This window comes from Escherichia sp. E10V10 (genome assembly GCF_004211985.1).
Classification (GTDB): domain Bacteria; phylum Pseudomonadota; class Gammaproteobacteria; order Enterobacterales; family Enterobacteriaceae; genus Escherichia.
Genome location: NZ_RHJO01000029.1, coordinates 118,038 through 132,735 on the forward strand (window position 1 = coordinate 118,038; position 14,698 = coordinate 132,735).

Consider the following 14,698-nt stretch of genomic DNA (forward strand, 5'->3'; position numbering starts at 1 on the left):
CATCATATTTATGCAGTAATTGAGATCCCCTCTTCACCGTATTAACCGATGCGAAAAGGACAAAAAAGGGGGCGAATGCGAGGTAAGCGTATGACACGCAAACCCCGTCGCCACGCTCTTTCTGTGCCCGTGCGCAGCGGTTCGGAAGTGGGGTTCCCGCAGAGCCTGGGGAGGTTCACTGATATGTTGTACGATAAATCCCTTGAGAAGGATAACTGTGGTTTCGGCCTGATCGCCCACATAGAAGGCGAACCTAGCCACAAGGTAGTGCGTACTGCAATACACGCACTGGCCCGAATGCAGCACCGTGGCGCGATTCTCGCCGATGGTAAAACCGGTGACGGTTGCGGCCTGCTATTACAAAAACCGGATCGCTTTTTTCGCATCGTTGCGCAGGAGCGCGGCTGGCGTTTAGCAAAAAACTACGCCGTCGGGATGCTCTTTCTGAATAAAGATCCTGAACTCGCCGCTGCCGCACGCCGCATCGTTGAAGAAGAACTGCAACGCGAAACCTTGTCGATTGTCGGCTGGCGTGATGTCCCCACTAACGAAGGCGTGCTGGGTGAAATCGCCCTCTCTTCTCTGCCACGCATTGAGCAAATTTTCGTTAACGCTCCGGCTGGCTGGCGTCCGCGTGATATGGAGCGCCGTCTGTTTATCGCCCGCCGCCGCATTGAAAAGCGTCTCGAAGCCGACAAAGACTTCTACGTCTGTAGTCTGTCGAATCTGGTGAACATCTATAAAGGTCTGTGTATGCCGGCGGATCTGCCGCGCTTTTATCTGGATCTTGCGGACCTGCGTCTGGAATCAGCCATTTGCCTGTTCCACCAGCGCTTCTCCACTAACACCGTACCGCGCTGGCCGCTGGCGCAGCCGTTCCGCTATCTGGCGCATAACGGTGAAATCAACACCATCACAGGTAACCGCCAATGGGCGCGTGCGCGTACCTATAAATTCCAGACACCGCTGATCCCTGACCTGCACGACGCCGCGCCGTTCGTCAACGAAACCGGCTCTGACTCCAGCTCGATGGATAACATGCTGGAACTGTTGCTGGCTGGCGGGATGGATATCATCCGCGCTATGCGTCTGTTAGTGCCGCCCGCCTGGCAGAACAACCCGGATATGGACCCGGAACTGCGCGCGTTCTTCGACTTTAACTCCATGCATATGGAGCCGTGGGATGGTCCGGCGGGCATCGTGATGTCTGACGGTCGTTTTGCCGCCTGTAACCTCGACCGTAACGGTCTGCGTCCGGCGCGCTACGTCATCACCAAAGATAAGCTCATCACCTGCGCCTCTGAAGTCGGTATCTGGGATTACCAGCCTGACGAAGTGGTCGAAAAAGGCCGCGTCGGGCCAGGCGAACTGATGGTAATCGACACTCGCAGTGGGCGTATTCTGCACTCGGCAGAAACCGATGACGATCTGAAAAGCCGCCATCCATATAAAGAGTGGATGGAGAAAAACGTCCGCCGTCTGGTACCGTTTGAAGATCTGCCCGATGAAGAAGTGGGTAGCCGCGAACTGGACGACGACACGCTTGCCAGCTACCAGAAACAGTTTAACTACAGCGCGGAAGAGCTGGACTCTGTAATCCGTGTGCTGGGCGAAAACGGTCAGGAAGCCGTCGGTTCGATGGGCGACGACACTCCATTCGCCGTGCTCTCCAGTCAGCCGCGCATTATTTACGACTACTTCCGTCAGCAGTTTGCCCAGGTAACCAACCCGCCAATCGACCCGTTGCGCGAAGCGCATGTTATGTCACTCGCCACCAGTATCGGTCGTGAAATGAACGTCTTTTGCGAAGCAGAGGGCCAGGCGCACCGTTTAAGCTTTAAATCGCCGATTCTGCTCTACTCGGATTTCAAACAGCTCACGACGATGAAAGAGGAGCACTACCGCGCAGATACGCTGGATATCACCTTTGACGTCACCAAAACCACGCTCGAAGCGACGGTCAAAGAGCTGTGTGACAAAGCCGAAAAAATGGTACGTAGCGGCACTGTGCTGCTGGTGCTCTCCGACCGGAATATCGCTAAAGATCGCCTGCCGGTTCCGGCCCCGATGGCGGTTGGCGCGATCCAAACTCGTCTGGTCGATCAAAGCCTGCGTTGCGATGCCAACATCATCGTCGAAACCGCCAGCGCCCGCGATCCGCACCATTTCGCCGTGTTGCTGGGCTTCGGTGCGACGGCTATTTATCCGTACCTTGCCTATGAAACGCTGGGCCGTCTGGTAGACACTCAGGCGATTGCCAAAAATTATCGTACCGTGATGCTGAACTACCGTAACGGCATCAACAAAGGCTTGTACAAAATCATGTCCAAAATGGGCATCTCCACCATCGCCTCTTATCGCTGCTCGAAACTGTTTGAAGCGGTCGGTCTGCACGATGATGTCGTGGGCCTGTGCTTCCAGGGGGCGGTCAGCCGCATTGGCGGAGCAAGCTTTGAAGACTTCCAGCAGGATCTACTGAATCTCTCGAAACGTGCCTGGCTGGCGCGTAAGCCCATCAGCCAGGGCGGCCTGCTGAAATACGTGCACGGTGGCGAATACCACGCCTACAACCCGGACGTGGTGCGCACGCTGCAACAGGCGGTCCAGAGCGGCGAGTACAGCGACTATCAGGAATACGCGAAGCTGGTTAATGAGCGTCCGGCAACCACGCTGCGCGATCTGCTGGCAATTACGCCGGGTGAAAACGCGGTCAACATCGCTGATGTTGAACCGGCAAGCGAACTGTTTAAACGCTTTGATACCGCCGCGATGTCTATCGGCGCGTTAAGCCCGGAAGCCCACGAGGCGCTGGCGGAAGCGATGAACAGCATCGGCGGCAACTCGAACTCCGGTGAAGGCGGTGAAGATCCGGCGCGCTACGGCACCAACAAAGTGTCGCGCATCAAGCAGGTGGCTTCCGGTCGCTTTGGGGTTACTCCGGCGTATCTGGTCAATGCCGACGTCATTCAGATTAAAGTCGCTCAGGGCGCGAAGCCGGGCGAAGGCGGTCAGTTACCGGGCGATAAAGTCACGCCTTACATTGCCAAACTGCGCTATTCGGTGCCCGGAGTGACGCTGATCTCCCCGCCGCCGCACCACGATATCTACTCCATCGAGGACTTAGCGCAGCTCATTTTCGACCTCAAGCAGGTTAACCCGAAAGCGATGATCTCCGTGAAGCTGGTTTCCGAACCGGGCGTAGGCACCATCGCGACTGGCGTGGCAAAAGCTTATGCGGACTTGATCACCATCGCAGGCTATGACGGCGGCACCGGCGCAAGTCCGCTTTCATCGGTGAAATACGCAGGCTGCCCGTGGGAGCTGGGGCTTGTTGAAACACAACAGGCGCTGGTTGCCAACGGCTTGCGTCATAAAATCCGTTTGCAGGTCGATGGTGGCCTGAAAACGGGTGTCGATATTATCAAAGCGGCGATTCTTGGCGCGGAAAGTTTTGGCTTCGGCACCGGTCCGATGGTGGCGCTCGGCTGTAAATATCTGCGTATTTGCCACCTGAACAACTGCGCAACGGGTGTGGCAACTCAGGACGACAAACTGCGTAAGAATCACTATCACGGCCTGCCGTTCAAGGTGACGAATTACTTTGAGTTTATCGCCCGTGAAACCCGCGAGCTGATGGCACAGCTGGGCGTAACGCGTCTGGTGGATCTGATTGGTCGCACCGACCTGCTGAAAGAGCTGGACGGTTTCACCGCCAAACAGCAGAAACTGGCGCTGTCGAAGCTGCTGGAGACTGCCGAGCCACATGCAGGTAAGGCACTCTACTGCACCGAAAACAACCCGCCGTTTGATAACGGCCTGCTGAACGCGCAGTTGCTGCAACAGGCGAAACCGTTTGTCGATGAGCGCCAGAGCAAAACCTTCTGGTTCGATATTCGCAACACCGACCGTTCTGTCGGCGCGTCGCTCTCAGGCTATATCGCCCAGACGCACGGCGATCAGGGGCTGGCTGCCGATCCTATCAAAGCGTACTTCAACGGCACCGCAGGCCAGAGCTTCGGCGTGTGGAACGCAGGCGGCGTAGAGCTGTACCTGACCGGCGATGCCAACGACTACGTCGGTAAAGGCATGGCGGGCGGCTTAATCGCCATTCGTCCTCCGGTTGGCTCAGCCTTCCGCAGCCATGAAGCAAGCATTATCGGCAACACCTGCCTGTATGGCGCGACCGGTGGTCGTCTGTATGCCGCAGGCCGCGCGGGTGAACGTTTCGGCGTGCGTAACTCCGGTGCTATCACCGTGGTAGAAGGCATTGGCGATAACGGATGTGAATATATGACGGGCGGTATTGTCTGTATTCTGGGTAAAACCGGCGTTAACTTCGGTGCGGGTATGACCGGCGGCTTCGCTTACGTTCTCGATGAAAGTGGCGATTTCCGCAAACGCGTTAACCCGGAACTGGTCGAGGTCTTAAGCGTTGACGATCTGGCGATCCATGAAGAGCATCTGCGTGGTCTTATCACCGAGCATGTTCAGCATACTGGCTCTCAGCGCGGTGAAGAGATTCTGGCGAACTGGTCAACCTTCGCCACTAAATTTGCGCTGGTTAAACCGAAGTCCAGTGATGTAAAAGCACTGCTGGGTCACCGTAGTCGTAGCGCAGCAGAGTTGCGCGTGCAGGCGCAGTAAGGGGTAGCAACAATGAGTCAGAATGTTTATCAATTTATCGACCTGCAGCGCGTTGATCCGCCAAAGAAACCGCTGAAGATCCGCAAAATTGAGTTTGTTGAAATTTACGAGCCGTTTTCCGAAGGCCAGGCCAAAGCGCAGGCTGACCGCTGCCTGTCGTGCGGCAACCCATACTGCGAGTGGAAATGTCCGGTACACAACTACATCCCGAACTGGCTGAAGCTCGCCAATGAGGGGCGTATTTTTGAAGCGGCGGAACTGTCGCACCAGACCAACACCCTGCCGGAAGTGTGCGGACGTGTCTGCCCGCAGGATCGTCTGTGCGAAGGTTCCTGCACCCTGAACGATGAGTTTGGCGCAGTGACCATCGGCAACATTGAGCGCTATATCAACGATAAAGCGTTCGAGATGGGCTGGCGTCCGGATATGTCCGGCGTGAAACAGACCGGTAAAAAAGTGGCGATTATCGGCGCAGGCCCGGCAGGTCTGGCGTGTGCGGATGTCCTGACGCGCAACGGCGTAAAAGCGGTCGTCTTCGACCGTCACCCGGAAATTGGCGGCTTGCTGACCTTCGGTATTCCGGCCTTCAAGCTGGAAAAAGAGGTAATGACGCGCCGCCGTGAAATCTTCACCGGCATGGGTATTGAATTCAAACTCAATACCGAAGTGGGCCGCGACGTACAGCTGGACGATCTGCTGAGTGATTACGATGCCGTGTTCCTTGGCGTCGGGACTTATCAGTCAATGCGCGGCGGGCTGGAAAACGAAGACGCCGATGGCGTGTACGCAGCGCTGCCGTTCCTTATCGCCAACACCAAACAGTTAATGGGCTTTGGTGAAACTCGTGAAGAACCGTTCGTCAGCATGGAAGGTAAACGCGTGGTGGTCCTTGGCGGTGGCGATACCGCGATGGACTGCGTGCGCACGTCTGTACGCCAGGGGGCGAAGCACGTTACCTGTGCCTATCGTCGTGATGAAGAGAACATGCCGGGTTCCCGCCGCGAAGTGAAAAACGCGCGGGAAGAAGGTGTTGAGTTCAAATTCAACGTCCAGCCACTGGGTATAGAAGTGAATGGCAACGGTAAAGTCAGCGGTGTGAAAATGGTGCGTACCAAAATGGGCGAACCGGATGCCAAAGGCCGTCGCCGCGCGGAGATTGTGGCAGGGTCAGAACATATCGTTCCGGCAGATGCGGTGATCATGGCGTTTGGTTTCCGTCCACACAACATGGAATGGCTGGCAAAACACAGCGTCGAGCTGGATTCACAAGGCCGCATCATCGCCCCGGAAGGCAGCGACAACGCTTTCCAGACCAGCAACCCGAAAATCTTTGCTGGCGGCGATATCGTCCGCGGTTCGGATTTGGTGGTAACCGCCATTGCTGAAGGCCGTAAGGCGGCAGACGGTATTATGAACTGGCTGGAAGTTTAAGCTCTGTCACAGCGCCACCTCCTCAGAAAAGAGTCGGCGCTGAAATTCTCCTTTCTTTCTGGAAAGCGCCTCGCATAATCTGAAGAAAACCAATGTAATACGCCCACCTGGATTGTTACCGGCAGAGGTCCGGCGTATAGCTGATTCCATTATTCAACACAGCGCCATATAAAGGGACAGATAATGGAATCGCTCTCAGAAGGAACCACAGCAGGCTACCAGCAAATCCACGACGGTATTATTCACCTGGTCGATAGCGCCCGGACGGAAACGGTACGTAGTGTTAACGCGTTAATGACCGCGACGTACTGGGAAATTGGCCGACGGATTGTCGAATTTGAACAAGGTGGCGAGGCCAGGGCTGCGTATGGTGCGCAGCTAATCAAGCGACTATCAAAGGATTTATGTCTAAGGTATAAGCGTGGGTTCTCTGCAAAAAACTTACGCCAAATGAGGCTTTTTTACCTCTTTTTTCAACATGTTGAAATTCGCCAGACAGTGTCTGGCGAATTAACACCATTGGGAATTCCGCAGACACCGTCTGCAGAATTCCCATCGGCAAAGATTTGGCAGACGCTGTCTGCCAAATCTTTCCCTCTGCCCTGGTCCACCTACGTCCGTCTACTTTCCGTTAAAAACGCTGACGCCCGTAGCTTTTATGAAAAAGAGACGCTCCGCTGTGGCTGGTCTGTTCGCCAGCTAGAGCGGCAAATTGCGACCCAGTTTTATGAGCGGACACTACTGTCACATGACAAATCAGCCATGCTGCAACAACACGCTCCTGCCGAGACGCATATTCTTCCGCAGCAGGCGATACGCGATCCCTTTGTGCTCGAATTTCTGGAATTAAAAGATGAATACTCAGAATCCGATTTTGAGGAGGCGCTGATCAACCACCTGATGGATTTCATGCTGGAACTTGGGGATGATTTTGCCTTTGTCGGTCGACAACGAAGGTTACGCATTGATGACAACTGGTTTCGGGTCGATCTGTTGTTTTTCCACCGCCGTTTACGCTGCCTGCTAATCGTCGATCTAAAAGTGGGCAAATTTAGCTATAGCGATGCCGGACAAATGAATATGTATCTCAACTACGCCAAAGAGCACTGGACGCTACCGGATGAAAATCCGCCCATCGGTCTGGTTCTCTGTGCAGAGAAAGGAGCCGGAGAAGCACATTATGCTCTGGCAGGTTTGCCTAACACCGTTCTGGCAAGTGAATATAAGATGCAGCTACCTGATGAAAAACGACTCGCGGATGAACTCGTTCGAACACAGGCGGTGCTAGAGGAAGGCTATAGAGGCCGTTAATTTTAGCGGTTTCGAATTCTGCAGACGATGTCTGCAGAATCTTTAAAACGAACTAAGTTTTAAGCCATTAAATCAGCCTTAACCTTCACCACAACCTTTTTAATCTCACCAGGTTCGCCAACAATGCATCCTGGTTTATGCGGTTCTCCTGGCATAAACACGGCGAACATTCCCGGTTTTAAGATGATGGTTTGCTCGTTTTCAATGGTACTGCAAAGCTGGTAATCATCTTCATGGTGGAACTCTTCACACTGGCGCGCAGTGCCTGCCATGCCAAACAGAATCCGTTCCTCACCGTTTAATAACAGCTGGATATCAATGTATTGTTCGTGCAATTCCGCTTTTTTCTCGACGGGCGATTGAGTGTTAAACGTCATGACATTCATAAAAATATTGTCGCCCTGTAATTCGTAACGACCCGGCGCTTTTTCTTGCGGTCTGGCAGCTAATGCCAGCGTTAACGCGTCCTGTAACGCAGGATGTAACCCAGCAGACGGTAATGACTGTACTTCACCCATCATCATAATTTTTCTCCCTGGGCCAACAGCGCAGCCCCAAGTAAACCTGCATCATGGCGGTAGTGCGCCGCCAGTAAATCAACATGAAATGCCGCTGGCTCCTGCGCCAGATACGTTTCCACCAGCGCCAGATACCCTTCTGCCAGACCAACGCTGCCACCGACCACTACGCACTGGCAATCAGTTGTGGCTTTAATATCAGCGATCAGCCTTGCCAGCACGCGTGCGGAGCGATGAATCAGTTGCTGCGCCTGCTCGTCGCCCTGCCCGGCGCGCGTGAAAATGGTTTTCGCATCCGCGCCAGCCAACTCCCCCTGAGCTGCCGCTGCAATGCCGCGACCAGAAGCAATCGCTTCCACGCAACCTGTGCGTCCACAGCCACAGACTGGACCATGCGGATCGGCAAGCGTATGCCCGATATGTCCCGCCAGACCACCAGGGCCGGTAAGCAGTTTGCCGCTGCTCACTACACCGCCGCCGACACCAGTGGAAACGGTGATAAACACCATCTCGGTTATATCCCCTTCCAGCGCCTGATACTCCGCCCATGCTGCGGCCTGCGCATCATTAATGGCAATGGTCGGCAAATCGGTAAGTTGTTCCAGTGTTTTGACTAACGGAAAGTGTAGCAATCCACCGAGATTATGCGGATTCAGCGCCAGCAGGCTGCCATCGCGGATTATCCCGGTTGAAGCGATGGCAACTTGTTGCGCATGAGCGTGTAACGGGGAGACTAATGCGGATAAGGCATCACGCAGCGCCTGCGGAGTCTGGCTGGCAGGCGTAGGTAGTTCACGGCGATCGCGGATCTGCCCGTCAGCGCCAATCAGCGCGGCGGCAAGTTTAGTACCGCCGATATCAATCGCCAGTGTGGTCATAGCACCGCCTTTTTCATCGCTGTGTTGTACCACTGACAAATGTGTTCAAGACGTGTGATTGCAGAACCGACCGTCACCGCCCACGCGCCGTGGCGCATCGCATCCGCCGCCTGAGCAGGCGTGTTGTAACGCCCTTCGGCAATCACCCGACATCCGGCGTCGCTCAATGTTTTCACCAGCGCCAGATCCGGCTCTTCTGGCGTTTCAGGCGTGGTATAGCCAGAAAGCGTAGTACCAATAATCTCGGCGCCCAGCTTTTGGCATGCCAGGCCGTCTTCCGGCGTTGAGCAGTCGGTCATCGCCAGTAAACCGTGATGATGGATACGTGCCAGCAGCGTTTCAACAGGCACCGGACGCTGTCGGTCGGTGCCGTCAATCGCGATAATGTCCGCGCCCGCCTGCGCCAGCGCATCGACATCTTCAATATAGGCCGTGATGCGTACCGGAGAATCCTCCAGATCGCGTTTCACAATTCCAATAATCGGCACGCTCACCACCGCACGCGTGGCTTGCAGATTTGCCACACCTTCGATGCGAATGGCAACCGCGCCCGCCTGCTCTGCCGCTAATGCCATGGCTGCGACGATTTCGGGTTTATCGAGCGGGCTGTCAGGAACCGGCTGGCAGGAGACAATCAGGCCACCGTTAGCAGCGATTTTTTGATCCAGTTGTGCAAGTAACGACATACTTCTTCCCTTAGCAAAAGGCCCGGCACATGGCCGGGCAACAGGATTAACTTTTGGTTTTGACTAAATCGTTTTTGGCGCTGCCAAACGGCACGGCACCGCTAAATGGTTTGCCGTCGATAGCGTCATGAGTACGCAATGCTTCCGGGCGCAGCCAACGCTGAACACGAGAAGGCATATCCAGCCCAATCAGCAGGATCACCACGAACGTCAGACTGAACGAAAGCGATCCCAGTGCCGTGCCCAGATCCAGACGTTGAGCAATCAGCGCACCAATGATCGGCGCCAGTGCGCCGCCAAGTGCACCAACGTTGTAGGTAAAACCCAGGCCCGCCGCACGCTGATCGGTATCGAAATAACCACCAATCAGTTTCGGTAAGATCCCGGAGATCCCCTGACCGAGCATTTGCTGGAAGAACAGCAACAGACCAAGTACCCAGACGTTTGCACCGCCAATCGCAAATACCGGAATAATCAGCAATTGCGAGGCTAACAGGCTACAAACGTAGGCTTTGCGCGTTCCCAGCCAGTCACCGAGGAAGCCGCCGACACAGCAACCCACCGCCGCCCCAAAGCCGCTAAAGAACAGCACATTGGCGACAGTATGCGGATCATAAGCAAGATCGGTTTTCAGATACGTTGGCAGCAGTGCCTGAATCGGCCACGAGTAGAGGAAAGCAAATAACACAACCACCATCAGCATTACGCCCGTTGGCCAGCGTTTGCCCGTACTCTGTACCATAAAGCTGATAAAGATTGCGGCGCATAACAGCCCGAGAACAGCGACGATTGCGGCATTTTGCAGGTTACCGGCGAAGCAGAACCACAGCGCAGTAGCCGCCGCCAGCGTCATCACGATATTGGCGATGCGATGTTCACCACGGTAGAGAATATCCACCATCGTGCGCACCGGTGCTTTGCCCCCGTGTTTCTCTTTCCAGTCTTCCGCTTCCGGGATGTTTTTCCGCAGCCAGAGAGCAAAGATGATCGGTAAGATGCCGATGAAAAACAGCGCACGCCAGCCCCAGACCGGAACCACCAGGCTGTAGACCTGAGCGGCAACGACGGCCCCCACAGAGAAGCCTGAAATCAGAAAACCACTGGCTTTGTTACGCAGCTGTTTTGGCCAGCTTTCAATGACATAGGTGGCGCTGGAACCGTATTCACCCGCCATCCCCATGCCTATCACCAGACGAGCGATAAACATAGTGATGTAGCCAGGCGCAAAGCCGCAGGCCAGCGTCCCGACCGAGAAGAGAACGATACTGGTGACCATTGCCAGACGACGCCCGTAGCGGTCGCCCATAGCGCCAAGCATCAGGCCGCCGAACCAGCGAGAGATGAAGGCAGCGGAAATCAGACTTGCCGCCTGTACCGTTGTCAGCCCGAATTCACCTTGTACTTCAGTGAGTACCAGGGCAATTAAAACGAAATCAAAACCATCAAGCAGATATCCCAACCAGGCAGCGGAAAATGCGCGCCATTGCGCACGATTGAGATGGCGATACCACGGGATATTCTGGGTTGTAGTACTCATTGTGAGTCTCCCGCGGTGGGCAATGCCCACACGCTTTGGTATGAAAATTGTAGGGTACAGATGCGCTTAGTTCCCCTCACCCGGTAGGGGCGAGCGAGGGGAAAAAACTCACCCGCGCTCTTGCATCAACTGCTGAGCAAGCGCCTTCAGTTCTGGCAGATATTTTTCATCTACCGGACCAAACGGTTTACGGCACAGCGGAACAGACACCACATCCATATAGTGCAGGACGGTTTTCAGGCCGCGGAATACGCCGGTTTTAATGAGCAAATCAATGACTTTGTTGCACTCAGTTTGCAGCTTCTGCGCGGTCTGGATATCGCCTTCTTTCAGCGCCTTCACGATACCCTGATAACGCCAACCCATGATGTTGTAAGTACTGCCGATACCGCCGTCTGCGCCCGCCAGCAGGCCGGAAGCGAAGATTTCGTCGTAACCGTTATAGAGCACCAGATCCGGGTGTTCGCGACGGATCTGTTCCATCTGATAGAGATCGCCAGAGGTCTGTTTCAGCGCACCTACGCCAGGTAACGTAACCAGTGTATTGATCTGATCCAGAGTCAGTTTTACCCCGCTCAGTGCCGGAATGTTGTACACCACCATCGGCAAACCATCCGCCGAGTCAATGATTGACCGATAGTGATCGCAGTGTTCTTCAAAGCTGAAAGGATAGTAGAACGGCGTAACGGCGGAGACGGCATCGAAGCCATAACGTTTGGCTGAAGCCGCAAGCTGTTGGCTTTCAGCAGTACTGACGCAACCTACGTGAGCGATTAATTTAATCTTACCTTTCGCCTCTTCGGCGACGATTTCCATTACCTGTTCACGCTCGGAAAGGCTCTGCACAAAGGCTTCGCCTGTCGAACCACCCACGTACAAACCGTCGATGCCCTGCTGAATATTGAACTGAACCAGGCGGCGCAGACTCGCTTTATCCAGTGCTTGTTGTTGATCAAAAGGAGTCAGGAGTGCGGCCATCACGCCACGTAAATTCGTTGCCATAAATACCTCTGAAGTGATGCTGTCTGTTGAAACGATATACCTTTATACCTGTTATACCAGATCAAATAAGCAACACATCATACAGAACGCTTATAATGCGATCTGCTTCACTAAAGTGGCATTATTTCTTTTTGTGAGTGGTTTGGCCGAAGGCGTGCCAAGTGGCAGAAACGCTGTTGAGATGTGATTGCAACGCGCGATCGGCTTCGTCGGGATCGTGGCGACGGATCGCGTCAACGATCGCAATATGTTGTTGATAGCTGACGTTGTTATGCTCATGCAATGCCTGATCGGCGACCGTTGGGCGCGCGGCGATCAACCAGTCGAGCAAGGCAACGTGGATTGCCTTAAAGATCGGATTACCCGGGATCTCCGCCAGTACGCGGTGGAAATCAACGTCTGAACGAATGAACGCGGCATTGTTATCCAGCGACTGACTGTTGATTTCCAGGGCTTTTGCCAGCAAATCGATTTGTTCATCGGTGGCATGTTCAGCCGCATAGCGCACCAGGCTGGACTCAAAGAACAGACGTAACTGTTCGAAATGGGCTATCCCTCCTGGATGAGAAAGGAAATCTTTCGCCATACCGGACAACTCGCCGATGATGGTGTCCGCAGAAGGACGCGAGACGCGAGCGCGCTCACCGTTATTTATTTGCACCAGACCTTTACGCTTTAACGCCGCCAGTGCTTCACGCACCGAAGGACGCCCGACGTTAAAGAACGCCATGAGTTCGCGCTCAGACGGCAACTGCTCCCCTTCGCCAAACTCGCGGCGGCGGATCATCTGCTCCAGCTCTTCTTCCACCATTTCGGAGAGTTTTTTACGCGCCAGCGGACGGCTACGCAAGTTGCGACCAATTGCAGGTGAAGAATCTTCGTTTTGCGAATCAAATGCGTTCATAAGGCCCATTCTTTAAGGTCAGTGTGATTAACATCATCAATGACATCCTATCACAGGAATGAAAGCAGGGTGAAACGAAGGGTTTTACTCTTCGTACACCATCATTATCGTAATTAATTTAATAATTAACTTTTGCGAAAAATAAATATAACGCAGATAAAAACATCCCAGCTAAATTATTTACAAGAATATTCATAGACATTATGAATATTATGAATGTGTTCTTGCGAAATAATCATAAATATATATTTTATAATGAAAAACTCTCTTTATTACGATTAAAAAATTCGACATCAACACCATAAATAGCCTTGTAAAAAATATAACATCATTGTTTTCAATCTGCCGTTAATGGGATTGACCATATTCTTTTGACACGGAGTTGAACAATGTTCGGCATAATTATTTCTGTCATCGTGTTAATAACGATGGGCTATTTGATCCTTAAAAATTACAAACCACAGGTGGTGCTGGCCGCAGCGGGTATCTTCCTGATGATGTGTGGTGTCTGGTTAGGGTTTGGGGGTGTACTCGACCCCGCCAAAAGCAGCGGCTATCTGATTGTTGATATTTATAATGAAATCCTGCGCATGCTGTCCAACCGCATTGCCGGGTTGGGGCTGTCGATTATGGCGGTGGGCGGTTATGCCCGCTACATGGAGCGCATAGGAGCCAGTCGGGCGATGGTGAGCTTGTTAAGCCGCCCGTTAAAGCTCATTCGCTCACCGTATCTCATACTGTCGGCAACTTACGTCATCGGTCAAATCATGGCGCAGTTTATTACCAGCGCCTCCGGTCTGGGTATGTTACTGATGGTCACGTTATTTCCGACGCTGGTGAGTCTGGGAGTAAGTCGCCTCTCTGCGGTGGCGGTTATAGCGACCACGATGTCCATTGAGTGGGGAATTCTGGAAACGAACTCCATTTTTGCCGCCCAGGTAGCGGGAATGAAAATCGCCACTTACTTCTTCCACTATCAGCTACCGGTCGCCTCTTGTGTCATTCTCTCAGTGGCAATCTCCCACTTTTTCGTGCAACGCGCTTTTGACAAAAAAGATAAAAATATCAATCACGAACAGGCGGAGCAAAAGGATCTCAACAATGTCCCACCGCTCTATTACGCCATTTTACCGGTGATGCCGTTAATCCTGATGCTCGGCTCGCTGTTCCTCGCCCACGTCGGGCTGATGCAGTCAGAACTGCATCTGGTGGTGGTGATGTTACTGAGTTTGACGGTGACGATGTTTGTTGAGTTCTTCCGCAAGCATAACTTGCGCGAAACAATGGACGATGTGCAGGCGTTTTTTGACGGCATGGGTACGCAGTTTGCCAACGTGGTAACGCTGGTGGTCGCGGGTGAAATATTTGCGAAAGGCTTAACGACGATTGGCACCGTTGATGCGGTTATCAAAGGCGCCGAGCATTCTGGCCTTGGTGGCATTGGCGTGATGATTATTATGGCGCTGGTAATTGCCATTTGTGCCATTGTGATGGGCTCCGGCAATGCGCCATTTATGTCATTTGCCAGCCTTATTCCGAATATCGCAGCTGGACTGCACGTACCCGCGGTAGTGATGATTATGCCGATGCACTTTGCCACAACGCTGGCGCGTGCAGTTTCGCCGATTACTGCGGTAGTGGTAGTAACTTCAGGAATAGCAGGCGTTTCGCCCTTTGAAGTGGTGAAGCGGACTGCGATCCCAATGGCAGTCGGATTCGTGGTGAATATGATCGCCACAATTACGCTATTTTATTAAGCCCTTAAAACGACAAAACAGGCCACCTGG

The 14,698-nt window shown here is 53.6% G+C and carries 10 protein-coding genes; 4 read left to right on the forward strand and 6 right to left on the reverse strand.

Annotation, left to right across the window (positions count from 1 at the left end; translation table 11 throughout):
* Window positions 1-183 precede the first annotated feature (183 nt).
* The 3 genes from gltB to D9736_RS21250 all read left to right on the forward strand — a co-directional run bounded on the left by gltB (window position 184) and on the right by D9736_RS21250 (window position 7,386).
* The gene (gltB, locus tag D9736_RS21240; RefSeq protein ID WP_130259110.1) at window positions 184-4,644 is read left to right on the forward strand and encodes a glutamate synthase large subunit; all 4,461 of its coding nucleotides are present in this window, start codon (window positions 184-186) and stop codon (window positions 4,642-4,644) included.
* 12 nt (window positions 4,645-4,656) lie between these two features.
* A complete protein-coding gene (gltD, locus tag D9736_RS21245) occupies window positions 4,657-6,075 on the forward strand; it encodes a glutamate synthase subunit GltD (RefSeq protein WP_130259111.1) in 1,419 nt (472 codons plus the stop codon).
* 183 nt (window positions 6,076-6,258) lie between these two features.
* On the forward strand, window positions 6,259-7,386 hold the full coding sequence (locus D9736_RS21250; protein ID WP_130259112.1) for a PDDEXK nuclease domain-containing protein: 1,128 nt from the start codon (window positions 6,259-6,261) through the stop codon (window positions 7,384-7,386).
* A 59-nt stretch (window positions 7,387-7,445) separates the two neighbouring features.
* On the opposite strand, the gene nanQ is transcribed toward D9736_RS21250, so the two are convergent.
* The 6 genes from nanQ to nanR all read right to left on the reverse strand — a co-directional run bounded on the left by nanQ (window position 7,446) and on the right by nanR (window position 12,920).
* Complete coding sequence (gene nanQ / locus D9736_RS21255) at window positions 7,446-7,910, reverse strand: N-acetylneuraminate anomerase (RefSeq protein ID WP_130259113.1); 465 nt, start codon at window positions 7,908-7,910, stop codon at window positions 7,446-7,448.
* Window positions 7,907-8,782, reverse strand: coding sequence for an N-acetylmannosamine kinase (gene nanK, locus D9736_RS21260; RefSeq protein ID WP_130259114.1), 876 nt, complete (start codon window positions 8,780-8,782; stop codon window positions 7,907-7,909). The genes nanQ and nanK overlap by 4 nt, the downstream gene beginning before the upstream one ends.
* Window positions 8,779-9,468 (reverse strand): N-acetylmannosamine-6-phosphate 2-epimerase, encoded by a 690-nt coding sequence (locus tag D9736_RS21265; RefSeq protein ID WP_130259115.1) that lies wholly within the window; start codon window positions 9,466-9,468, stop codon window positions 8,779-8,781. Before D9736_RS21265 ends, nanK begins: the two co-directional genes overlap by 4 nt.
* A 46-nt stretch (window positions 9,469-9,514) precedes the next feature.
* Window positions 9,515-11,005, reverse strand: coding sequence for a sialic acid transporter NanT (nanT, locus tag D9736_RS21270; protein WP_130223752.1), 1,491 nt, complete (start codon window positions 11,003-11,005; stop codon window positions 9,515-9,517).
* A gap of 108 nt (window positions 11,006-11,113) precedes the next feature.
* Complete coding sequence (gene nanA, locus D9736_RS21275; RefSeq protein WP_130219177.1) at window positions 11,114-12,007, reverse strand: N-acetylneuraminate lyase; 894 nt, start codon at window positions 12,005-12,007, stop codon at window positions 11,114-11,116.
* A 121-nt stretch (window positions 12,008-12,128) separates the two neighbouring features.
* Window positions 12,129-12,920: a transcriptional regulator NanR gene (gene nanR, locus D9736_RS21280; protein ID WP_130204540.1), complete on the reverse strand. Its 792-nt coding sequence runs from the start codon at window positions 12,918-12,920 to the stop codon at window positions 12,129-12,131.
* A 380-nt stretch (window positions 12,921-13,300) separates the two neighbouring features.
* On the opposite strand from nanR, the gene dcuC reads away from it, so the two are divergent.
* Window positions 13,301-14,668 carry an anaerobic C4-dicarboxylate transporter DcuC gene (gene dcuC, locus D9736_RS21285; protein WP_130223750.1) on the forward strand — a complete coding sequence of 456 codons (1,368 nt, stop codon included), beginning with the start codon at window positions 13,301-13,303 and terminating at the stop codon, window positions 14,666-14,668.
* Window positions 14,669-14,698 lie beyond the last annotated feature (30 nt).